This is a genomic window from Spirosoma terrae, assembly GCF_010435915.1.
In the GTDB taxonomy this organism is placed as follows: domain Bacteria; phylum Bacteroidota; class Bacteroidia; order Cytophagales; family Spirosomataceae; genus Spirosoma; species Spirosoma terrae.
Map to the genome: position 1 here is coordinate 47947 of NZ_JAAFZH010000018.1, position 23215 is coordinate 71161.

16 protein-coding genes are annotated in these 23215 nt (G+C 49.2%); 8 read left to right on the forward strand and 8 right to left on the reverse strand.

The annotated features are described in order from the left end of the window. Positions 1–5 precede the first annotated feature (5 nt). A complete protein-coding gene (locus GK108_RS26780) occupies positions 6–1952 on the reverse strand; it encodes a tetratricopeptide repeat-containing sensor histidine kinase (protein WP_170305422.1) in 1947 nt (648 codons plus the stop codon). A gap of 184 nt (positions 1953–2136) precedes the next feature. Here GK108_RS26780 and GK108_RS26785 point away from each other — a divergent pair, with 184 nt between their 5' ends. The 4 genes from GK108_RS26785 to GK108_RS26800 all read left to right on the forward strand — a co-directional run bounded on the left by GK108_RS26785 (position 2137) and on the right by GK108_RS26800 (position 8471). Next, on the forward strand, positions 2137–2748 hold the full coding sequence (locus tag GK108_RS26785; RefSeq protein WP_163954664.1) for a TetR/AcrR family transcriptional regulator: 612 nt from the start codon (positions 2137–2139) through the stop codon (positions 2746–2748). Between the two features lie 60 nt (positions 2749–2808). Then, positions 2809–4188, forward strand: a complete 1380-nt coding sequence (locus GK108_RS26790; protein ID WP_163954665.1) for a TolC family protein — start codon at positions 2809–2811, stop codon at positions 4186–4188. Positions 4189–4237: 49 nt separating this feature from the next. Further along, a complete protein-coding gene (locus tag GK108_RS26795) occupies positions 4238–5305 on the forward strand; it encodes an efflux RND transporter periplasmic adaptor subunit (protein ID WP_163954666.1) in 1068 nt (355 codons plus the stop codon). Positions 5306–5393: 88 nt separating this feature from the next. Further along, complete coding sequence (locus GK108_RS26800) at positions 5394–8471, forward strand: efflux RND transporter permease subunit (protein WP_163954667.1); 3078 nt, start codon at positions 5394–5396, stop codon at positions 8469–8471. A 145-nt stretch (positions 8472–8616) separates the two neighbouring features. Here the strand turns inward: GK108_RS26800 and GK108_RS26805 are convergent, their stop codons facing one another. The 3 genes from GK108_RS26805 to GK108_RS26815 all read right to left on the reverse strand — a co-directional run bounded on the left by GK108_RS26805 (position 8617) and on the right by GK108_RS26815 (position 12136). After that, positions 8617–9906: a T9SS type A sorting domain-containing protein gene (locus GK108_RS26805; protein ID WP_163954668.1), complete on the reverse strand. Its 1290-nt coding sequence runs from the start codon at positions 9904–9906 to the stop codon at positions 8617–8619. Positions 9907–9971: 65 nt separating this feature from the next. Continuing rightward, complete coding sequence (locus tag GK108_RS26810) at positions 9972–11144, reverse strand: AIR synthase related protein (protein ID WP_163954669.1); 1173 nt, start codon at positions 11142–11144, stop codon at positions 9972–9974. Between the two features lie 26 nt (positions 11145–11170). Next, positions 11171–12136 (reverse strand): Gfo/Idh/MocA family protein, encoded by a 966-nt coding sequence (locus tag GK108_RS26815; protein ID WP_163954670.1) that lies wholly within the window; start codon positions 12134–12136, stop codon positions 11171–11173. Positions 12137–12241: 105 nt separating this feature from the next. On the opposite strand from GK108_RS26815, the gene GK108_RS26820 reads away from it, so the two are divergent. After that, positions 12242–13114, forward strand: coding sequence for a DUF481 domain-containing protein (locus GK108_RS26820; protein ID WP_163954671.1), 873 nt, complete (start codon positions 12242–12244; stop codon positions 13112–13114). Between the two features lie 67 nt (positions 13115–13181). Here the strand turns inward: GK108_RS26820 and GK108_RS26825 are convergent, their stop codons facing one another. The 4 genes from GK108_RS26825 to GK108_RS26840 all read right to left on the reverse strand — a co-directional run bounded on the left by GK108_RS26825 (position 13182) and on the right by GK108_RS26840 (position 17349). Beyond that, the gene (locus GK108_RS26825; RefSeq protein ID WP_163954672.1) at positions 13182–14009 is read right to left on the reverse strand and encodes a LysM peptidoglycan-binding domain-containing protein; all 828 of its coding nucleotides are present in this window, start codon (positions 14007–14009) and stop codon (positions 13182–13184) included. A gap of 14 nt (positions 14010–14023) precedes the next feature. After that, complete coding sequence (purE, locus tag GK108_RS26830; RefSeq protein ID WP_163954673.1) at positions 14024–14506, reverse strand: 5-(carboxyamino)imidazole ribonucleotide mutase; 483 nt, start codon at positions 14504–14506, stop codon at positions 14024–14026. A gap of 104 nt (positions 14507–14610) precedes the next feature. Continuing rightward, a complete protein-coding gene (locus tag GK108_RS26835) occupies positions 14611–15813 on the reverse strand; it encodes a DUF1501 domain-containing protein (RefSeq protein ID WP_163954674.1) in 1203 nt (400 codons plus the stop codon). Between the two features lie 99 nt (positions 15814–15912). After that, positions 15913–17349 carry a DUF1800 domain-containing protein gene (locus GK108_RS26840; RefSeq protein ID WP_163954675.1) on the reverse strand — a complete coding sequence of 479 codons (1437 nt, stop codon included), beginning with the start codon at positions 17347–17349 and terminating at the stop codon, positions 15913–15915. A gap of 284 nt (positions 17350–17633) precedes the next feature. Between GK108_RS26840 and GK108_RS26845 the strand changes: the two genes are divergently transcribed. The 3 genes from GK108_RS26845 (at position 17634) to GK108_RS26855 (ending at position 23199) form a co-directional block, all read left to right on the forward strand. Beyond that, positions 17634–18242, forward strand: coding sequence for an RNA polymerase sigma factor (locus GK108_RS26845; RefSeq protein WP_163954736.1), 609 nt, complete (start codon positions 17634–17636; stop codon positions 18240–18242). Between the two features lie 81 nt (positions 18243–18323). After that, on the forward strand, positions 18324–19397 hold the full coding sequence (locus tag GK108_RS26850; protein WP_163954676.1) for a FecR family protein: 1074 nt from the start codon (positions 18324–18326) through the stop codon (positions 19395–19397). Between the two features lie 193 nt (positions 19398–19590). Continuing rightward, positions 19591–23199 (forward strand): TonB-dependent receptor, encoded by a 3609-nt coding sequence (locus tag GK108_RS26855; RefSeq protein ID WP_163954677.1) that lies wholly within the window; start codon positions 19591–19593, stop codon positions 23197–23199. The last annotated feature ends 16 nt before the right edge of the window (positions 23200–23215 follow it).

Consider the following 23215-nt stretch of genomic DNA (forward strand, 5'->3'; position numbering starts at 1 on the left):
CGTTTTTATCCGGCAATAGAGGTTGTCAGCACTAAGCGGGTACCTTGCGTAGGAGCAGATTGCACATCCAATGATCCTCCTATGGCTTCAGCTCGCTGTTTCATACTGATCTGGCCAGTACGTTCACGAGGCAATGCTACGTCAAACCCCCGGCCATTGTCCTCAATCAATACCTCGAGCTGATTATCTTTCCTGGCAAACCAGACCTTGGCCTGCGTTGCCTCCGAGTATTTGATTAAGTTATTGATAGCCTCTTTACCAATTAAATATAAACTCCGGCGAACCTCCATCGACATAGGCATATCGACTAGCGCTGGATCAATCTGAAACGAGAAGCTAATGTTTTTGGACTCCATCAGGGGCTGAGCATATTCCTGAAGTCGCATGGCAATTCGTTGTAAGGAGTCATTACCGGGGTTGATCGTCCAGATAATTTCATCCATAGATTCCAGAATCTGGCGGGCATCGGTGTTAATTTTCTGAATAGCCCGCTCCACAGCCTCCGGTCGTTTTTGCGCAATGAGGTGGTTGACCATACCACTGAGCAACGAAATACTACTAAGCGTACTGCCGACTTCATCGTGAAGATCATGAGCAATTTGCCTGCGTAAGCGTTGGGCCTCTTCCAGACGCTGGAGCCGGGCCCGATTGAGTAGCCACGCGCTTACGGCTGCAATCAGCAAGAGCAGCATAGTGCCACCAATCAGTAACGCATTCCGTTGAACCTGCTCACGGTTCAGCTCTTCATTACGTAGCTGAGCCTGCTGACGAAGTAGTTTTATCTGTGCTTCTTTTTTTTCGGTTTCGTACTGAGCAATCAGCCGCTGCACTTCGGCATTGGTCTGAATGGAAATCAGCGAATCCTTCCGGTTGTTCTTTTCGAGTTGCAGAGCATAAGCCTGCTGAAAATTTTCCATACCACCGTACAAATCGGCCAGGCCCTGGGTATAGTCTGCAATTTGTTCTTTGTCGCCCCGCTCTTTTGCCAGTTCGAGTGCTTTCTTCAGGTTCGCTTCGGCAGGCTTATACTCTTTTAGTTCTTCATAAATCTGGCCCAGATTAAAATAGGCCGTAGCCATGGTGGCTTTATTGGCCTGTTTTTGGCCAATGGACAGCGAACGCTGCACAAAGGGGATACCCTCTCCGGGGCGGTTTGACAGCTTCAAGGCCAAACCAATATTGACCAGAATATCCGCCTGCAATAGGTCAAAATTAACTTCCTGCGCATGATTCAGGGCCGCTTTATAAAGACCTAACGACTTATCATATCGTTTCAACCCATCGTAGCAGATACCCATATTGTTTTCAATGATGGCGGCCCCTCTTCTGTTTTTTTCGGCATGCATCAAGACCAACGCCTGCCGATAGTAAGCCAGTGCTTCAGTGAATTTATGGAGCTCCCGGAGTGCATTACCAAGGCCACCGTAGGTGGTTGCGATGCGAGGTTGTATGTTATATTGTTCCTGAAGACGTAGTGAACGTAGCTGCATAGCTGCCACTTTCTCATATTGACCAAGTTTACTCAACGCGGCCGCTACGTTCGATATGGCCCCGCAGATAAATCGGGGTGTCAGCTTATACTCTTCTGCCGTTGTGAGGGCTTTCTGAAAGTACATCACGGCCAACGGCTGTCGGTCGGTCAGATAATAGATAGAACCCCGGTTGGTATAGGCTTTAGCCAGCCCCATACCGTACTGAAGTTTGGTGGCCAATTGCTCCGATACCTGTAATATAGAGTCAGCTTTATCATAGTCAGGATTAGCCCCCGAATGAAGTTCGCGACCCAGTACATTGAGGGCACGCACATAGTTTGTATCCTGACTCAGATGCGTTTTCAGATAAACCCGTACCGAGTCGAGCGAATTAGGAACCTGGGCTGCTACCTTATATCCACCCATCAGAGACAGGCCCATGACTACCAATAAATAGCACAAACGTAGCAGTCTCTCCATACACATATGAATTGCCGTTCAGCTATTTACCATTTTTTTTAAATAAAATAATGCATCGCTGATTCTACGGTAACTATTTACTCTAGTTTATTGGTCGTTTAATCAATTTTTAATCAAAAAATAAGACTAGCTTGCAAAATACTGAACAGTGTTCATTAAGTTTGCAATGTTAATAAATCAGATCATGGGCATTACAGAACGGAAGGAACGGGAACGAGAGGAGATGAGAAAGCTAATTCTTGATGCTGCTCAAACCCTATTTCTGGCTAATGGCTATGAGAAAGTTAGCATCCGCAATATAGCAGACACCATTGAGTACAGCCCAGCCACTATTTACCTCTACTACAAAGACAAAAACGAGCTGCTGTATGCCCTGCACCAGCGCGGTTTTGTCAAAATGGTTTCTGAGTTTCAGTCTTTAAGATCATTGAGTGATCCATTTGAACGATTAGTTGAAATGGGGCGGGCCTACATCCGGTTCGCGGTCGAAAACCCCGAACTGTTCGACCTGATGTTTATCATGACGGCTCCAATGGACAAACTCGATAAGGAAGATTGGGTTGAAGGCGATCAGGCATTTGGCCTGTTGATGACTATTGTGCAGGAGTGTATGGACGCTGGCATTTTTAAAAAGCACGACGTTCAGGCAACCTCTATGATGATCTGGAGTGGAATTCATGGCTACACCGCTCTGTTTCTGCGCAAACGATTGGGCATGTTCCCGGAATGCGACCGCCAACCCATTATGGATGAAGCATTTGACCTATTTTGCAAAACGTTACGGCATGGCTTGTAAATGAGCTATGCTATTTTTTTATCCGTCCACTAAACACTGTTCATTAACTAATGCATGATCATGAAGCATCTTCTAAGACGTATCCGCTTTTTGGGATTACTGCTTCCCCTCACGGCCATAGGCCAGCCAACACCGACCGGTAAATCGGTCATTCTGGACGGTTACATCCGGGATGGATTGGCCAATAATCTGTCGCTCAGGCAGGAGTCGCTGGAAATTAGCCGCGTGACCGAATCGCTGAACCAGGCAAAATCGCTGTTTTACCCACGAGTCGCTTTTAATCCTACGTATTCCATTGCAGCCGGTGGGCGACGATTGCAGTTTCCGGTGGGCGATATGCTTAATCCGGTCTACAAAACACTCAACCAATTAACCGGCGCCGATAATTTTCCCACCAACATTGCCAATGTCAATGAGCTGCTGGCGCCCAATAACTTCCACGACACAAAAATCAGTGTCAACTACGCAATTTTCAATACTGACATTCAGTATAACTACCTCATTCAAAAACAGCTGGTATCCGCTCAGGAGGCCCGGAAGCGCGTCGTCGAAAACGAACTCCGTTATACCATTGCTACGGCTTATTACCAGTATCTGCAGACACTCGATGCTATTCGGATTTACGCGAATTCACGTAGCGTTTTGAACGAGTTAAGCAGGCTCAACGAAAAGCTGGTCAGCAATAACGTAGCGACCAGAGAGGTCCTAACCTCGGCACGCTATGAAATCAGCAAAGTTGATCAGCAACTGGCTGTAGCCGAAAAAAACCGCGCAACGGCTCAGGCTTACTTTAATTTTCTGCTAAACCGCGACCTGACTACCTCCATTGATGTAGACTCATCTCTGACAAGGATTCTTCCAGAATCGAAAGAAAACCTGCCCGATCTTCAACAGACGGCTTTACACGGACGGCAGGAATTAGCTCAGCTGGGCGGTTCGTTACAAGCCGCACAAACTGCCGTTCGACTCAATGAAGCCAACGCTACCATTCCCAACGTATACATCGGCGGTAACACAGGGTTTCAGGGTTTTGGCTATACCTTTCAAAATCAGGCCTACGTAGTCGCTCAGATCGGTTTACAATGGGATCTGTTTCGGGGGTATGAAAAACGGTCAAAAATTCAGCAGGCTAAAATTCAGGCCGATGCCCTGCAAACCCGCCTGACCGAAATTCAGCGACAGATTCAGCTTCAGGTAGTCCAGGCGTACTACGACCTCAACGCGGCCAATGAGAGCCTTACCGCTACGCAGAGCGGCATGACCAACGCCGATCAGACGTTTCGCGTGATCGATAGTAAATACCGTAACGGACAGGCGCTGCTGATTGAGTTTCTGCGCTACCAGAACGACCGCCTGACGGCTCAGCTTCAGCATTCAGTGGCCCGAATGGACGTACTAATCAAACGCGCAGCACTCGACCGCGCTGTAGCCGTACCATAATCCATCCTATTCTCCTTAGCGTCAATATGTTCCTACTGATTTTACAATCATGAAAACACTACATCTTATTCTATCGCTGGCCCTGACCGTTACGTTATGGGCCTGTGGCAGCAAGGCTGAACGTAATCCCAACAACGACAAAGCCGATGAAGCCGTCGTGCCAGTCAAACTTACGCCCGTACAAACTGTCGTTCGGGCCGAGCCGGTTGTTGCTTCGGGACTCGTCTCATCAGCACGGGAAGCCCGGCTATCTTTCAAAATCGGAGGCATCATCAATCAGCTATTCGTTGAGGAAGGACAAACCGTTCGCAAAGGTCAACTATTGGCCACCCTCGACCTAACCGAAATCAATGCCCAGGTTAGCCAGGCTCAGTTGGCCAACGAAAAAGCCGAACGCGATCTGAATCGGGTGAAAAGTATGTATGCCGATACGGCTGCTACGTTGGAACAACTGCAAAACGCAACCACCGGAACCAACGTAGCGAAACAGAACCTGACCATCGCTCAGTTTAACCGCAGTTACGCCCAGATTCGCTCCACGGTAGATGGGACCGTAACCCGCAAAATGGCTAATGCTGGTGAGATGACATCACCCGGTGCTACCATTTACCAGATTTCGTCGAATCGGCCAAACGACTGGGTCGTTCGGGTTGGTGTTTCGGATAAAGACTGGGCCAGACTTCGGCTTGGAAACCGCGCCAGCGTGGCACTCGATGCCTACCCTGACCAAACGTTTAATGGCACTATCACCGAACTGGCGCAGGCGGCCGATCCCGTTAACAAGCTCTATGAGGTGGAAGTACGAATCAATCCCGGCGCAGCCAAATTAGCACCCGGCTTGTTTGCCAAAGTAACGCTCGTTCCGGCACAAAGCCGCAGCTATGCCGTAGTTCCTATTGAAGCCATTGTGGAAGGAAACGGAAAAGAAGGTTTTGTTTTTGTCTTAGCCGACGATAAACAGAACGGTGGATCATTACATGTCCGCAAACTACCCCTTCAGATCGGCTTTCTCGATAACGATAAAGTGCTGCTCACCAATGGCCTAAGCGATAGCCAAAAGGTAATAACCGCCGGATCAGCCTATCTGACTGAAGAATCAAGTGTAGTTGTGAGATAACCCTTTAACCACGGAGGACACAGATAATGCAGTCATCCCGCCTTGTAGACAGGTGGCGATTCCTGAGCAACTCTGTGTGGAAAACAACATGAACTTATCTGAATTTTCTGTCAAAAACTGGCAGTTTATGCTGGTACTTTTCCTGGGCGTAGCGGCCTTGGGCATCAATTCGCTGTTTAATATGCCGAGGGGCGAAGACCCTGAATTTACAGCGCCCAGTTTTGCGGTGGCGGTTATCTATCCCGGCACCGACGCGCTCGATATGGAGAAACTGGTTGTCGATCCCGGCGAAGCCCGATTCAACTCGCTCGAAAGCATGAACCACGTCATCACTAATGTTGACGATGGGCTGGCTGTTTTCCGCCTGGAATACGATTATGGTGTCGATCCCGATGAGAAATACCAGGAAATTATTCGGGAGGTTAACGCGCTGAAATCGGAACTCCCTACCGACATATACCGGATCGATATCAAAAAGTTTTCACCGACCGATGTTAACATTGTGCAGGTGGCTTTGCTATCGGAAGTAGCGTCATCCAAAGAACTGGGCGACTATGCCGATGATCTGAAAAAAGAATTTGAAAAACTAAAAAGTCTCAAAAATGCCGAAGACTGGGGGTATCCGGCATCGGTTGTACGTATCTCGCTGAACATCGAGAAAATGGCGCAGAACGGTGTAGCCATCAATCGGGTGATCGGCGCTTTGCAGGCCGAAAACCTCAACATTCCCGGCGGCAGTATTCAGGCAGGTACTCGTAAGTTCAACGTAAAAACGTCCGGGGATTATCAGTCGCTCGACGAAATCAGAAATACGATTGTGTCGACGAACGGGCAGAAAATTATCTACCTGCGCGACATAGCGGATGTTGATTTTAATTACGAAGACGAAACCCATATCACCCGCCTGAACGGCCACCGGGCCGTGCTGGTAACAGCGGGGCAGAAAACGGGCGAAAATATTGCGAAGGTTGGCGAGCAAATGAATCCGGTTATTGAGCGATTCGCGAAGAAACTTCCTCCGCACATTACGTTGGTCAAAAACTTCGACCAGACCGAGAGCGTCAACAAACGACTCGATCATTTTGTGCAGGATTTCGCCCTGGCCATTCTGCTCGTATCGCTGACCTTGCTGCCGCTCGGTTTCCGGGCTGCGGTGGTCGTTATGATTTCCATTCCGTTGTCGCTGGCCATCGGTTTGGCGGGCCTGGATTTTCTGGGTTTCAGTATCAATCAGCTAAGTATCGTTGGCCTGATCGTAGCGCTGGGCATTCTGGTCGATGACTCGATTGTGGTGGTTGAAAATATTGAACGATATCTACGCGACGGCTATTCCAAACGGGAGGCCGCCGTCAAGGCAACCAAACAAATCACACTGGCTGTCATTGGCTGCACAGTAACGCTAGTGCTGGCCTTTTTACCCCTTCTTTTTCTTCCCGAAGCTTCCGGCGATTTCATTCGGTCGTTACCGATGGCGGTTGTCACCACCATTCTGGCGTCACTGCTGGTTTCGCTCACCATCGTACCCTTCCTGTCGAGCCGTATCCTGAAAGAAGAGCATAATCCAGAAGGAAACATCTTCATGCGTGCGCTGAAACGAGTTATCAGTGGTTCGTATAGCCGGTTACTGCATTGGGGACTTCGCCATCCGGTTGTTACGTTGCTGTTTGCGGGCATCCTGTTTGCGGGCGCTTTATACATGTTTAAAATTGTCGGTTTCGGCCTATTTCCGGCTTCTGAAAAACCACAATTCCTGATCAATATCGAAACACCCGATGGCACCAGCCTGTCGGAAACCGACCGCGTGGCGCGTTACGTAGAAGGTCAGCTGAAGCGGGAACCCGATGTCAAATACGTAACAACAAACGTAGGACGCGGACAGCCTCGCATCTATTACAACATCATCCAACGTAACGAATCGCCCAATTACGCCCAGTTTTATGTACAACTGGTGGATATGGAGCCAGCCGTAAAACGAGTGATGATCGATAAATTACGCGACCGATTTACGCTCTATCCGAATGCGAAAATTGAGGTCAAGGATTTTGAGCAGGGCCCCGATCAGGAAGCACCGGTAGCGATCCGCGTTTTTGGCGAGAACCTCGACTCTCTGAAAGTGATGGCCGCGCGCGTCGAGAAAGCGTTTAAACAAACGCCCGGCCTGATTTATGTCAATAACCCCCTCGCCAATCAGAAAACCGACCTGCGCGTACGGATCAACAAAGAAAAAGCGGGATTGCTCGGCATCTCGATTGCCGACGTGAACCGTACGATCCGGTTGGCCGTGGCGGGTTTACCGATCGGTACGTTCAAAGAACCCAACGGTGATGACTACACGATCAACGTAACGCTGCCGAAAGGGAAAGTGGCTGATCAGCGTGTTCTCAGCAATCTGTATGTCAATACGCTGACAGGCTCGGCGGTGCCGCTCCGCCAGATTGCCGATCTCGAATTTGAAAGCAGCACGAATCAGATTCGTCACTACGATAAGGATCGCTACGTAACGATCACGGGTTTTGTCAAAACGGGTTATCTGGTCGATAATGTCTTCAACGACGTATTAGCGAAACTCGATACCATGAAGTTTCCGGAAGGATTCAGCTACCAGGCTGCGGGCGAATTAGAAAGTCGGGCGAAGTCGTTCGGTGGTTTGGGCACGATTATTCTGATTACGATTTTCGGATTTATAGCCGTGCTCGTCCTGGAATTCGGTACGTTCAAAAGTACGTTGATTGTACTGTCGGTGATTCCGCTCGGTATTATTGGCGCGGTGCTGGCGCTGTATTTTACAGGTAATCCGTTTTCATTCGTGGCTGTTATCGGTCTGATTGCTTTAATTGGTATTGAGGTAAAAAACTCGATCCTACTGGTCGATTTTACGAATCAGCTCCGCGAACAGGGCATGCCGTTGATTGACGCCATTCAGGAAGCGGGCGAAATCCGTTTCGTTCCAATCGTTCTCACATCGTTAACGGCCATTGGCGGCCTGATTCCGCTGGCTATCGAAGGGAATCCATTGTATTCGCCCCTGGCCTGGGTACTCATTGGCGGTCTGATTTCCAGCACATTACTATCCCGCGTAGTAACGCCGGTATTATACAAGCTGTTACCACCAGCAGTAACCGTGAAGCAGGAGACTGTAAACGAAGAAGAGCCTGCACTAGCGTAGCTCAATCTCAGTAGGGAGAGCTAATCTTGTAGAGGATTTTACGTGAATGATAAAGTAGGTTTGTTGTTACGCTATTTACCACCTACAAGATTAGCTATTGGAGCCGAATGGTTTAGTCTCTCCCTACTGAGGTGGAGTTCAACAACTACTTTACCATCACTTTCTGCACTACGCTTTTCGCTCCTGAATAAACACGTAGCAAATAAATACCAGTTGAAAGGGGTTGGGTGGGGATTAAAATTTGTGAGCCATCGACCTGCGTATCAGCTCTGACTACTATCTCCCGGCCAGACAGTGTAGTCAGGCGATACGTAGCATTGGGCATGTTACGTATCACTACGTGTATAGCCTGGCCGTTGGTTGGGTTGCCGATTAGCGCCAGCGAAGGCGTTACGTCGTCCATACTAACCGATACCGGTTTGAAATACGTTACCTGACCATCCACATCAATCTGTTTGAGTCGGTAGTAACTTATGCTATCCAGCGGATAAGGGTCAACGAAGGTATAGTATTGACGCTGATCAGTGGTTCCGCTGGCCGCAACGTCGCCGATTGATACGTATTCGCCCAGATCACGGCTGCGCTCAACGACAAATCGGTCAGCGCCACGTTCAGACGTTGTTTCCCAGTTTAGTTTAACCTGATTTCCCTCGGGTTTGGCGGTGAACGAAACGAGTGTAACCGGTAAAACTCCGCTAATATCGCGCATCAGTATATTCCCTATCTGCACCACACCGACGCCATCGTTTACCCGGAACTTAAAATTATTGATGGACTGTCCCGGCGACAGAACAGCCTGATCATTAGCAAATTTTGTTGACCCAACCCATATATCATACGTATCGTTCGGCAGGTTTTCCATTGCGCCGGTTGGAGATACGTAACGCAGTGTAGCACCCGAATTATTCATGGCAAACGTAATGGTTTGCCGCCCAGAAAACGTAGCACTCGTTGTACCTCCCCCACCCGACGGCACGGTACGAGCCTGAAATTGCCCGGAACTAGCTGGTGCCGGTGCTAACGCAATACCCAATCGGGCATACGTATCAGCATTGTTAGGGTTTGTAGGGCCGGAGCTGAATCCACTACCCACGTAAAACATGACGGCACTGGTGCCCGTTACGCTGGGATCGTGGGATATGACCTCAAAACTAAACTGGACATGTAAGGAAGTAGGTGTGCCAGCAAAATTGGAGGAGCGGGATATGTAGCCTGTTCCACTATCGGTAGGCCGCGTAAACTGGACGGCGTTGTTAGTGATCGTAGCACTCAGGCCCGACAAGCCATCCACCTGATTTACGCCGGGCGTAGCACTGACGTACGAAGCGGTGGTACCACCAGCCGCAAAGTTCTGGTCAAAGTAGGTTGTTTGCCCGTATACGTTCGCTGCTTGTATTAGTAAAAGCCCTGCACTGATTACGTATATCTTTTTCATAAAATGGTGCCGTCTGGGTGGAATAATCCTTTCGGCACCAAGTTATTGAAAAGCAAATAAGTAACCTAATAAATAAATTCACCTACTTCGCTCTGAATGGTCACTTTCTTACCACTATATGATTCAACCCGGCCGATTACCTGAGCATCAATACCGAACGATTTAGCCATATCGATAACGATCTGCGCTACGTCGCCGGGCAGATACACTTCCAGTCGATGCCCCATGTTGAAAACTTTGTACATCTCCTGCCAGCTCGTACCACTTTCCTGCTGAATAAGCGAGAACAACGGCGGCATGGGGAACAGATTATCTTTTATGATATGCAGATCATCAACAAAGTGAAGCACTTTTGTCTGTGCTCCACCCGAGCAATGCACCATACCATGAATATGTGGTCGCAGCTCGTCAAGCAAGGCTTTTGCAACGGGCGCGTAGGTACGCGTTGGCGACAGGATCAGTTGGCCAACGTTTACGGTTTGTCCGTTTCCAACAGCGATTTCGTCGGTTAGTTTTTTTGAGCCACTGTACACCAGACTACGATCAACAGCTGGGTCAAAGCTTTCCGGGTACGTATCGGCCAGATAATGTGCCAGTACGTCGTGTCGGGCCGAGGTCAGACCGTTGCTGCCCATACCACCGTTGTAAACAGTTTCGTAGGTTGCCTGCCCAAACGATGCCAGCCCCACAATAACATCGCCAGCCTCAATACGGTCGTTGCTAATCACCTGATCGCGTCGCATCCGGGCAATCACCGTACTATCTACAATAATGGTCCGAACCAGATCGCCCACATCGGCGGTTTCGCCACCCGTGCTGTAGATCTCAATACCATGATCACGTAGCATTTGCAGGACTTCTTCCGTTCCGTTGATAATCTCGGCAATGACCTCACCGGGAATCAGATTTTTGTTACGTCCGATCGTCGATGAAAGCAACATCGGTCCTGTAGCGCCTACGCAAATCAGATCGTCGGTATTCATAACCACCGCATCCTGAGCTATGCCTTTCCACACACTCAGATCACCTGTTTCGCGCCAGTACAGATAGGCTAACGACGATTTCGTACCGGCACCATCGGCATGCATAATGGTACAATAATCAGGATCGCCAGCCAACGTATCGGGTACGATTTTACAAAAGGCTTTCGGAAACAGCCCCTTATCGAGTTGGGCTATGGCGTTATGAACGTCTTCTTTGCTTGCGGAAACTCCGCGCTGAGCATACCGGTCTGTCATGCCACAAAGGTAAGGAGAAAAGGGGGCTAATACGTAATGCCAGCCTCAGCCCGAACGTCGTCAAGAATTTTTATCAGGTTCAGGCTATCGGCCAGCGACCAAAGCGGGCTTTCAGTTAACTGATCGGTCAGACAATCCATGACGTGTCTGATTTCGTACTCGTACCCGAACGTTTCCCTGTCAAACTCAAAAACGGCTGGCTCCTGCCCTTCCAGCTGTACCGTAATCGCTTTTGTTTCGTGAAAACGACTGTGGAGCCGAATCTGCCCCAGTTCGCCCTGAATAATTCCCACACAGTCGGTTTTGGCCTGAAGCGTGCAATCCAGCAAAGCAAGCTGCCCGTTTTCGTAAGTCAGTATCATGCCGCATTGCTCATCAGCACCGGTCTGCCCAAAACTGGCCGATGCTTTAATCGACTGCGGTTTTCCAAGCATCAAATAAGCCAGAAAGAGCGGATAGATGCCAATATCCAGCAAAGCACCTCCCCCCAGCGATTTGTTGAAAAGCCGTCCTTCGGGCGAAAACTGTGCCTTAAAGCCAAAGTCAGCCTTTACGGAAACAACCTTACCAATCGTGCCAGACGTAGCCAGATCAAGCGCCTTGACTATACCGGGCATAAACCGGCTCCAGAGCGCTTCCATCAGGAATACACGTTTCGTCCGGGCCGTTTCGACCATGTCGCGAACCTGTTCGCTGTTCATAGCAAACGGCTTTTCGCCCAGCACAGCCACACCACCATTGAGCAGCATCAAAACGTTTTCGTGGTGATGCGTATGGGGCGTTGCTACGTAAACCACGTCCAGATCGGGTAAGGTGAGCAGTTCCTGATAAGATCCCAAGGCGTGTGTCGCTCCGTATTGCTGAGCGAACTCCTGCGCCCTGCCCAGGTTGGACGAAGCTACGGCATAAAGCTGTGCATCAGGCACAGTGAGCAAATCCTGTGCGAATTTATGGGCAATTCGGCCCGGTCCTAAGATTCCCCAGCGGATCATGATAAATGGGTAGAGCGTGAAGGTAGTTTGGTAAATAGATGCCGTAGCTGTCGGCCAAATCTATAGTTTTTTCCTAAGTTGCGGCTGTTACCATCTCAACACTCCGTGAAAAATAGTCGTTTTTTTGTCGTTCTGCTCCTCTTTTTCCTCATCAATGTCTGTGCAATTGCTCAAATTGTTGAACAGCCCGATCCATTACGTCCATCGTTGTCCGATACCGTAAAAACAGTCAAATCCGACTCGATCACAATAAGCACAACCGATTCGACTCAGGTAGTTATCAAAAAAGATACGATAAAAGCGGAGCCACCAAAACCCACTCGTCCTCCCCTACGCTACCGCTTCACCGCCGACGGCACTATTACGGCTGGGAACGTAGATCGGGCCTTACTACAGCTAACCAGTGCCATCGATTATCAGCTCAGTAACTACTTCAAGCTATCCAGCAACCCGTCGTTTGTATACGGTAAGCAAAACGGACTCCTGGCCGAACGCGAGTGGTTCGGTGATCTGCGAACCACGTTACGTCATGAAAAGCGGCTCTATTATCTGGCGTTTGGTTCGTATGAACGTAGTAACCTGCGGCAGATTACGCATCGCTGGACGGTGGCGGCTGGAGCGGGGTTCAAACTACTTGATCGTAAACGAGCCTATATCTCGATCACCGATGTTGTAATGCAGGAGTACACCGACTTCGTAGAATTGGATGATATTAACATCTTCCGAAACTCAACCCGGCTCTATGGCGAATATACGTTTGATAAAGACCGCTTTACGATTTCTCATACGGCTTTTTATCAACCCGCTATAGGCCAGTATAACGTTCGATGGAATGCGAGTGTCAGCGTTCAGGTTAAATTAACGGCTGCTACCAGTCTGCGGACAACCCTGGCCAATGCCTACGAAAGTCTGGTCGTTCCCGGCCGGCAAAACAACGACCTCCGCTTTACGGTAGGGTTAGTCTACGAGAAGAAGTAAGTAGCCTGGACGTCCACGTCCGGGAGTAATCGTTTGTTCACTCCCGGACGTGGACGTCCAGGCTACTCTACTGTTTATCCGGATACGGAATAATCAGTTTCTCACCACGATTGGCAATATCTTTATCGCGCTTGTTGGCCCGCATCAAGGCTTCTTTGCTAACGCCATATTTCTGGGCGACTACACGTAATACGTCGCCGGGGCCAACCGTATGAATAGCCATGGCTTTTACTTTTAATTTCGTAACGCCTGCTTTTACGTCGCTTTCCGATACGTTGGGGTTCATTTCTTTCAACGTACTCAGCTTCATGTTGTACCGATTGGCTACACTGTAGAACGTTTCTCCCGCACCAACGGTATACGTACTGGATACGCCCCCCGGCTTGATTTTCGCTTTTTCGACAACAACCTCTTCTTTAGGTTTCTCCGTTTTCGGCTTTTCTTCCTTCTTCTCTTCGTTTATTTCTTTCTTAGGCGCTTCCGTTTTTGCCACAACTGGCTTAGCAGCAGACTCTTTCTCATCGGGAGCCGGCTGACCATCCGTTGTTTCCCGATTACTTTTTGCTACGTCTTCGGCAACGGCATTTGCTTCGGGAGCTTCAGCGGGCGCTTCGGCCTGCGACAGATCGACTGGAGCGGGCTGTGTCGACGTATCGGATGTTTCTTCGGGAGCCATCAACATCTCCGAGTCGTTGTTTTGAGCCAGCGGTTGCTGAGATGTCGTATCTAACGATACACTCGTCAGTTCGTCGGACCCGTTGGTATCATCGGCAATGTATTCATAGCCAACGTATAGCAACGCAGCAATCAATCCAACCAGCACAACAAGGGTTATGGCTGGCAGGCTGGTATTGTCACCTGGACGGGGATTTGTTGTTTGTTTATCGGCTTCCATTAATCCAATATGGGTTAGGATGTGGTTAGCTGGCGACTCATATCGGCCACTTTCTCTTTCAATTCTTCCTTAAATTTCGTCAGCTTTTCGGAAACCTCTTCGTCGAAGCTTCCAATAATTTGGGCCGCCAGAATGCCCGCGTTACGTGCTCCATCAAGTGCCATAGTCGCTACAGGAACACCCGCAGGCATTTGCAAGATCGACAAGAGCGAATCCCAGCCATCAATGGAATTACTTGATTTCACAGGAACACCAATCACAGGCAGGGTCGTTAAGGAAGCAACCATTCCGGGCAGATGGGCTGCACCGCCTGCTCCGGCAACAATAACGCGTATACCACGAGCACGTGCCGTTTTTGCGTACTCAACCATTTTTTCGGGTGTTCGGTGGGCCGAAACAATATCCATTTCCCAGGATATACCCAGCGTTGTCAGAAAATCAGCGGCCTCCTGCATCACGTTGCGATCGGAGAGGCTACCCATAATAATACCTACCATTCGGTGGAAAACAAATTGACTCTTTGCGAAATAACGCAGATTAACCCATACTTCTATACCGACAGGCTGAAATATTATCGTAATGCAGTAAGCGGCAACGGCTACTAAACAATTTTCAGCGATTCAAATTTACGCCCTAGAATAGCCGTATCATCCGCCTTCAGATAATCGCGCAGCAACGTAGCGTAAATCTGCCGAAAATCAACGGAATACGTCAGATCACCATCGGTCAGTTTCGTTAGATTCGGCGCTTCATTAAGCACCCGGCGCGATGGCATACCACCGCCAATCAGGAAGACATTATTAGCCGTTCCGTGATCGGTACCGTTGCTAGCGTTTTGCTTTACCCGCCGACCGAATTCCGAGAACGTCATCAGCAATACGTCGTTCTGACGGCCAATCAATTTCAGATCAGTCATGAACGCTCCGACGGCCTCGGCGTATTGTCCCAGCAAACGTTCCTGCTGACCGGGCTGATTGATATGCGTATCAAATCCGCTGATCGATACGTAGTAAACACTCGTTCCGACACCCGATTGAATCATTTGCGATACAGTACGTAGCCGATTACCCAGTTCATGGTTGGGGTAAGTCGTTGATGAGGACTGAATTTTCGCTTTACTATACACATACTCCGCCGATGAAACCGTTTCGGCCAGCGTTTTGTAAAGATAGGCTACCGACTCGTGGTCGTCGTGGTGCTCCTGGCTCAGCTTTGCGGTGAATCCGCTACGTGTCTGATTGTATAATTTTTTGGGGTCCAGTACGGCCAACCCATTCAACTGGCTACCCTTCAGGGCAAGGCTCAATGTATCGTCGACCTCGATGGTGCGAAATGGCTGCTGCTCTTTACCGGCACACGCAGCGTCCAGGAAACGGCCAACCCAACCCGTACGCAGGTAGTTGTCCGAATCGCTGGCGGTCTGCCAGATATCCATCGACCGAAAGTGCGACCGATCAGGATTCGGGTAGCCAACATTGTTAATGACCGTCACCAGACCATCATCATATAACGCTTTGAGCGGACTCATGGCCGGATGCAGCCCAATTTCGTCGTTCAGGGGCAACACCTTTTCCGAGCGAATAGCGATGGTCGGTCGCTCCCGGTAATAGATGTCATTCCGATAAGGCACTACGGTGTTCAGGCCATCGTTTCCACCCGAAAGCTGGACAATGACCAGAATTTTACCGTTCGATGTGTCCAGCCCACCCATAGCCTGCGCTTCGTAGGCTTTCAGAAAATGCGGGATCAACATGGTTCCCGCTGTTGTCAGGGCCGATTGCTTAATGAAGTCTCTGCGGTTCATACTGAATGTAGAATGAGTGACTGATAGGATGATTGAATGCTAGAATTGACAGTTTGTTACGTCATCAACTCTATCATTCACTCATTCTATCAGTCAACATTACGTAAGTTGATATTCGGGCAAACTCATGAGTGCGGCCGTTAGGGCATGAATCCGTTCAGACTGCGTTTGAGTGGAATTAGTCTGTTTGGCAATCAGTGTTCGCTGATCCGTATTGAGCGGAAAGGGCAGCAACGTAGCGGCAATGGCGTCGGCCAGATCGGCCTCGGGTGTTTTAAGAAAAGGCTTCTCAAAATCGTCCCAATTAACCTTTACCTGAAATCGCTGCCCGCCTTTTCGCGCCAGTGCCTGTACATTTACGTCGCCCTCATCTTTGGGACGTACCGTTACTTCCTGTGCTTTCAGTACGTAGCTTGGCAGTTGCATTCTGAAGAGCAGACTCGACGAATCAATCCAGTTCTTACCCCCTGGCCATCCGGCTACGTTGGGCGGATAAAATAGAATCTGCCCGAGTGTCCGCTGAACAAAAATTTGTGGTTGCGGCTGATCGAATGATAAACCCAGGGCATGACGCATCCCGGCCAGCAACTCAACCGGCGATTTAATATGCGATCCGATGTTTTTAGGTTCATAGAACCAGTCGGCCGTAAAGATGGACTCCATCAATCCGGTAATGTCGTAGCCACTTTTATAGAATTGGTCGGCCAGTTGATCGATCCGACTTTTATCTTCATTCTCATTGACAAAGAACCGGTAGATCTTGCTGGTTACGAAGCGGGCCGTTTGCTTGTTATCGAGGAGCATGGCAATAACGTCTTCGCCTTTGAAGGTTCCGGTTTTTCCAAAAACCGTCTTTTCACCTTCATCATGAACGCGCTCCCGAAAAACGAACTGCCCGTCGGGCGTAAACTGCCAGCCCGTGAAGGCCCGAGCCGCTTCTTTGATATCGTGTTCCGAGTAATTCCCCCGCCCGAGCGTAAATAACTCCATCACCTCCCGGGCGAAATTCTCGTTCGGTGCATTTTTTCGATTCTGCTGGTTGTTCAGGAATTGCAGCATAGCCGGTTCTTTCGACACCGCCATCAGCAAATCGCCGAATCGGCCGAGCGCATTTTTCCGAATCGTATTGGCATATTGCTGCATAAAGAGTGGATTCTGCCCCATGGTCCGGCAGGCAAAATGACCATGCCAGAAAAGGGCCATTTTTTCCCGTAGCGCTCCCCGCCCTGCCGTCATCTGATCGAGCCATTGCAGGTTTAGATCGCGAACTTTCTCGGCATTCAGACGGATACGTTCTTTCAGCATATCCCGATCCAGCTGTCCATCGCGCACCATGCCACGTAGCGTTTTCTTCGTTACATTGTCATCGGGCTCAACAACACGTAGTTCTACTACGTCCTCGCTATCCTGAATCAGCTGACGTACCAGCTTGCGCAGTGATTTCTGGGAGGCAGTCTCAAGTTCGGCGGGCGTAGCACCAAAGCCTGCCCGCGCTAACAGGTAACGAGTTTGTTGCAGTCTTGTCTGTTTGTCCATACACCCTATTGGTTGACTGTAGAGCTAAGACAATCCGCAGCGGTAAGCGTTTAATTCGCACCACTCCTTTTTTAGAAAATAGATCACCTACTTAGGCACTATCCCTGAGCACTTTGTGAAACGCTGGTACGTCATTAGGCCCGACTAACTATTGGCTGCTACCCTATCCAGCCTTTAGCTAAACGGCGCTACTCAACGATTATTCATACAGTCAAATCTGATTCACGGCCAAAGAATTAGAAGTATATTAGGGAAAAATCGCATTATTTTGTTCCGTGAAAGCTATGGGGGCAACCGATCAGGAAGATCAACTCTATTGGAATCGTTTCAGGAACGGAGAAGAAGTCGCTTTTTCCTGGCTCTATCAACGCTATGTCCGCGTGTTGTATAGCTATGGGATGAAACTAAACCGCGATTCGGATCTAGTGGAAGATGCCATACAGGATATGTTCACCGATTTGTGGCGCACTCGTTCGCAGTTAGCCGAAGCCCAGTCCGTTCGCTTTTACTTATTTCGGTCGCTACGTCGTAAAATTCATCGGTCGCTACGTCCTGACACTGAACTTGCCCAACCATTTGATGAGGGAACAGACCTCTGGCAGCCCACCCTTGCTTCAGTGGAAGCCAGTATGATTTCTGACGAAGAAATTGCGCTCCAGTCTTCCCGGTTAAAATCATGGCTAACCAGTTTACCGGCTCGCCAATATGAGGCCTTAATCCTGCGCTATTACCAGGATTTTAGCTACGCCGAAATCGCTTCAATCATGAATATAAGTGAGCAGGGGGCTCGCAACATGATTCAAAAGGCACTCCATACCCTCCGCCGACTAGCCATCGTTCTCTCGCTTTGCTTTTTAGGCATTGGCTGGTTGTTGAAAATTTTTTTCAGGTAAATAGGTTTAAACGAACGGAATGCAGTCTCTTGCTTAGTGAATTGAAATAATACTAATTTCTCACTAAAAAGAACTGTACTGTTGTACCAGAATTACACGGCTGATGATTTTTTGCAGGATACCGCTTTTCGCAAGTGGGTATTGCAGGGAGCGCCCAGTGACGATGCGTTCTGGGCGGATGTGCTGCTAAACCACCCGGAACAACGGGACACGATCAGGCAGGCACGGGAGTTACTGCTCATGTTGCATGAGCAGATCGAGGCTGATTTCCCATCGGAACAGCAAGTGGATTTACTGTATAAGCGTATTTGGGCAAACACGCAGGAAATCCCCGTTCCTCTCTGGCGGCAATGGCGTGTCTGGGCAGCCGCTGCCTCCATTAGCGTAGTGCTTGGGTTAGGCGGGTGGTGGCTTACTCAGAAAAGTAATCACCTGATTAACAACGATCAGGCCGCTAATCAGGTTGTTTCAGATCAACTTGAACAAGTTAACAACAATACATCCAGGGTATTGACCGTAAACCTGCCAGACGGAAGTCAGGCCTTTTTAGAACCTCGTACGCAACTCCACTATCGGAAAGCATTTGCCGATACCATTCGCGAGGTCTTTCTGGTAGGGGAAGCTTTTTTTGAGGTGCAAAAAAATCCGGATAAGCCTTTTCTGGTTCATTCGAATGCCATCACCACCAAGGTGCTGGGGACCAGCTTTCGGGTCAAAGCGTATCAACAGGATCAGCAGATCAATGTAATGGTGAAAACCGGACGGGTCTCTGTTTTTCCCGTTCAAAGCAATAAACACCTTGATCCCGAGCAGGATGGTTTGATTTTAACCCCTAATCAACAGGCTACGTTTACGAAAGCGGATGCCCACTTCACCCGGACTCTTGTTGCAAAACCAGCTCCTCTTCTGCCCCAGGCCGAGTTAAAGCTTTTTTCGTTTCGGAATGCTCCCCTGGTTGAGATCCTGCAGGCAATTGAAAAAGCGTATGGGGTAGAGATCATTTTCGACGAGGATCGGCTGAAGAATTGCCGACTAACCACTTCATTGGGCAGCGAAAATCTATTTGAAAAAATGGATATCATCTGCGAAGGAGTGGGTGCCAGCTATAAACTGGTAGATGCACAGATTATTTTCGACAGCAAAGGCTGTGACTAAACCCTATTTCGATAACCCCAAACCTATCTGCCTATGCTCGTATAGTTAAAGCGGCAAACTCAATAAAAAAACCGGTAACGGTACCAGCGTTACCGGCCATTACATGACCTTCTCTGCGCTCATAAACAGTATCCCGTACCAGCGGGTGTGAAGGTTGTTTTTGTGTCTACTACTTACAAAAACTGTCAAATCAATGAAAAAAACAGTACGATTCCAAAAAGAACTGATTCTCCTCATGAAACTATCGCTCCTGCATATTTCGATAGCGATCATTTTCGCGGGGGTGTCTTTGGCCCGGGATGTAACAGCCCAAGAACTCTTAGATCGAAAAATAAATATTCACCTAGCGAATCAGGATTTTATTCATGTCCTGACGGGTATTGAAACGCAGGCCGATGTTAAGTTTACCTACCGGCCTCAACTCCTGACCGCTACCCAACGTATAACGGTTAACGCTGTCAACGAACCGCTGAGACAGGTGCTCGATCGATTGCTCCACCCCTTACAGCTCAAGTATAAAGTCATCAAGAACCAGATCATTTTATCCCCCCTGATGACGAAGGCCGATAACCTGAGCAGTCAAACAGAACCGCCTATATCCATTGAAGAGCTTTCTGAGGTATCTATTTCCGGGACAGTTCGGGATGAAAAAGGGATAACGCTGCCGGGGGTTACCGTTATAGTTAAAGGAACCAGTCGGGGTACAACAACAGACGCGCAAGGTGTATACCGAATTGGCGTTCCTGATGCGAACACCATTTTGACGTTCAGTTTTGTTGGTTTTACTACAAAGGATATTGTCGTCGGCAATCGGACAGAAATCAATGTTCAGCTGGAAGCAAGTAATAACCAGCTTACCGAAGTCGTCGTAACAGGCTATACTACTCAGCAGAAAAAAGACATTATCGGGGCGGTATCCGTCGTAAAAGCCAGCGACCTGAACGCTACGCCTTCGGCGAACCTGGTCGCCCAGCTGCAGGGCCGGGCAGCAGGCGTTACGGTGAGTAGCACGGGCGACCCCGGCAGTTCGGCCTCCATCCGAATTCGCGGGTTTGCCTCGTATGGTAACAACAATCCGCTCTACGTCATCGACGGCGTTCCCACTACCGATGCGTCGCGTATTAATCCGCAGGATGTAGAGTCGATTCAGGTGCTGAAAGATGCTTCTTCGGCCTCGATCTACGGAGCCAGAGCCGCTAACGGCGTCATTATTATCACAACCAAAGGAGGCAAAGCAGGCAAAACGACGCTGTCGTATGATACGTATTATGGTATTCAGATAACGCCACTGAACCGGATTCCCAAACTGTTAAATACAAGTGAGTTACTGACGTATCTGGATAAAACAACGGCAACTACGTTTGTTGACCCGGTTTTTGGGCAGCATGGTTCGTTCGCCATTCCAGACCGTTACGTAGTCAGCAATACGTTCAAAGGGGGCGTATCAGCAACCGATCCCCGTGCCAATCCCGATTTATATACCATCGCTGACTACACCAATCCGTACCAGATTTTTCAGACCAGTCCGGGTACCAACTGGTTCGATGCCATGTCGCAACAGGGTGTTATCCAGAGCCATCAGCTATCGGCCAGTGGCGGCAACGACCGATCTACGTATTCGCTGGGGCTGAATTATTTTAACCAGCAAGGCACCTTCAAAAACACGAGTTATGATCGGTATTCCATGCGACTGAACTCGTCGTTTAAAGCCACTGACTTCCTGACTGTAGGAGAAAACCTTCAGGTATCGTACGACAATCGGCAGGGTGATGCCACTGTGATTGGCGAAACCAGCGCCTGGGGCTATGCGCTACGTAGCGCTACGTTTATACCGGTTTACGACATAAAAGGCGGTTACGGCGGCTCCTTAATTGGTGGTACAGCCGGGGTCGGGTATAATCCGGTATCGTATCTGGATCGCCGGAAAGACTGGTTCAACCAAAATCTGCGGGCTTTTGGGAATGTGTTTGCGCAGGTGAATGTCAACGCTGACCTGGCTTTCCGAACCTCTTTTGGCGTGGATACCTGGAACGGAACCCTTCAGCGGGCCTTCCTGAAAGAATACGAAGCCAGCCAATCCAGACGAGTAACCCAGCTAACCGAGGCCACCAACAATTTTCTGAGCTGGACGTGGACTAACACGCTGACGTATCAGAAAAAGTTGGCGCAGATTCATGATGTGAAGGTCCTGGTAGGTACCGAAGCCATTAAAAATGCCGGACGGGGGTTGTTTGGCGCCAAGAGTAATTACGACTTTGAATCAACCAATTTTCTGTCGCTCAACACGGGTCTGCCACAGTCGCTGGGCGATATTAGTGCCAACGATGCTGACATTAACCGAAATGCACTGCTGTCGCGTAGCTCGATGTTCTCGTATTTCGGCCGACTCGATTATAGCCTGAAAGATCGGTATTTGTTTAACGCTACGTTCCGTCGGGATGGCTCCTCGCTCTTCGGTCCCGATGTTCGATATGCCAATTTCCCATCGTTAGGGGTCGGCTGGCGCATTTCTGACGAAGCGTTTATGAAATCGTTCGGTTGGCTCGATGACTTAAAATTACGGGCTGGCTGGGGACGAATGGGCAGTATTTCTAACGTACCAGCCTTCAATCAGTATTCAACCTATAGCGCTGCCCCAAGTAATAATTTCTACGATATCAATGGGGTAAATATTGGCTCTACGCAGGGGTATGGAGCGAGTTCGCAGGGAAATCTGCAAACCAAATGGGAAACGACCGAATCGACCAATATTGGCCTGGATGCCAGCCTTTTGCGGGGAAAATGGAGTATCGCCGTCGATGTATACACCAAAAACACGCGTGATTTGCTGGTTCCCAGCCTACGTAACGGCCTGGAATTGCTCGTGACCAAACCATTGGTCAATCTGGGAACAATGCGTAACTCAGGTATTGACCTACAAATCACGAACCAGGGACAAATCACGTCTGATTTGAAATACGATGCAACCCTGACAGTTACCCACTACAAAAACCAGCTGACCAAACTAAATAACGAAAATACAGCGCAACTGGTAGCCGCAAGCCGGATCACCAATGCCCTGATTACAACCCAGGGACAGGCCGTCTCTTCGTTTTATGGGTATCAAATCGATGGGTTTTACAACAATCAGGCAGAGGTCGATGCGGGGCCTAAAATTAACGGAGCTCCGGGCGTAGTAGGTTCATGGAAATATAAAGACATAAACGGTGATGGCAATATTACCACGGCCGACCGAATCGTACTGGGGTCTCCCCACCCCAAATTTCAGATGGGATTGAATCTTGACTTCAGCTGGAAAGGGTTCGACCTGAGTACGTTTGTGTTCTGGAATCAGGGAAATCAGCTCTATAATTACACGAAGTACTTTACCTACATGGGGGTTTTAGGAGGCTCTGTGGCTTCTGGAAAGCTATATGACGCCTGGACACCCGAAACGGCGGCTACTGCCAAAACACCTCAACTGGGTGTGGGTGCGGCCAATGGCTATACCGCTTTTGTGACGGGCAATTCGAGTTCGTTTTACGTAGAGAATGGCTCGTATTTGCGGGGCAAAACCATTCAATTAGGCTACTCCTTTCCGAAGACATGGCTGAAAACGATTAAAATGAGCAACCTGCGGGTTTATGCGCAGGCGCAGAACTTCTTCACCATCACAAAATACACCGGAGCCGACCCCGATTTAGGACTGGTTTCGGGTGCATCGGTTGAACAAACGGCCAGCAGCGATCAGAATCTGGGCGTCGATTATTCGGGCTATCCTAATCCGCGTCAATTCTTACTGGGTCTAAACGTATCTTTCTAAACCCCACCATGTCTGT

Coding starts and splice junctions, on each gene's coding strand:
- GK108_RS26780 (WP_170305422.1), bottom strand. CDS start 1,952: ATGGAGAGACTGCTACGTTTGTGCTATTTATTGGTAGTCATGGGCCTG.
- GK108_RS26785 (WP_163954664.1), top strand. CDS start 2,137: ATGGGCATTACAGAACGGAAGGAACGGGAACGAGAGGAGATGAGAAAG.
- GK108_RS26790 (WP_163954665.1), top strand. CDS start 2,809: ATGAAGCATCTTCTAAGACGTATCCGCTTTTTGGGATTACTGCTTCCC.
- GK108_RS26795 (WP_163954666.1), top strand. CDS start 4,238: ATGAAAACACTACATCTTATTCTATCGCTGGCCCTGACCGTTACGTTA.
- GK108_RS26800 (WP_163954667.1), top strand. CDS start 5,394: ATGAACTTATCTGAATTTTCTGTCAAAAACTGGCAGTTTATGCTGGTA.
- GK108_RS26805 (WP_163954668.1), bottom strand. CDS start 9,906: ATGAAAAAGATATACGTAATCAGTGCAGGGCTTTTACTAATACAAGCA.
- GK108_RS26810 (WP_163954669.1), bottom strand. CDS start 11,144: ATGACAGACCGGTATGCTCAGCGCGGAGTTTCCGCAAGCAAAGAAGAC.
- GK108_RS26815 (WP_163954670.1), bottom strand. CDS start 12,136: ATGATCCGCTGGGGAATCTTAGGACCGGGCCGAATTGCCCATAAATTC.
- GK108_RS26825 (WP_163954672.1), bottom strand. CDS start 14,009: ATGGAAGCCGATAAACAAACAACAAATCCCCGTCCAGGTGACAATACC.
- purE (WP_163954673.1), bottom strand. CDS start 14,506: ATGGTAGGTATTATTATGGGTAGCCTCTCCGATCGCAACGTGATGCAG.
- GK108_RS26835 (WP_163954674.1), bottom strand. CDS start 15,813: ATGAACCGCAGAGACTTCATTAAGCAATCGGCCCTGACAACAGCGGGA.
- GK108_RS26840 (WP_163954675.1), bottom strand. CDS start 17,349: ATGGACAAACAGACAAGACTGCAACAAACTCGTTACCTGTTAGCGCGG.
- GK108_RS26845 (WP_163954736.1), top strand. CDS start 17,634: ATGGGGGCAACCGATCAGGAAGATCAACTCTATTGGAATCGTTTCAGG.
- GK108_RS26855 (WP_163954677.1), top strand. CDS start 19,591: ATGAAAAAAACAGTACGATTCCAAAAAGAACTGATTCTCCTCATGAAA.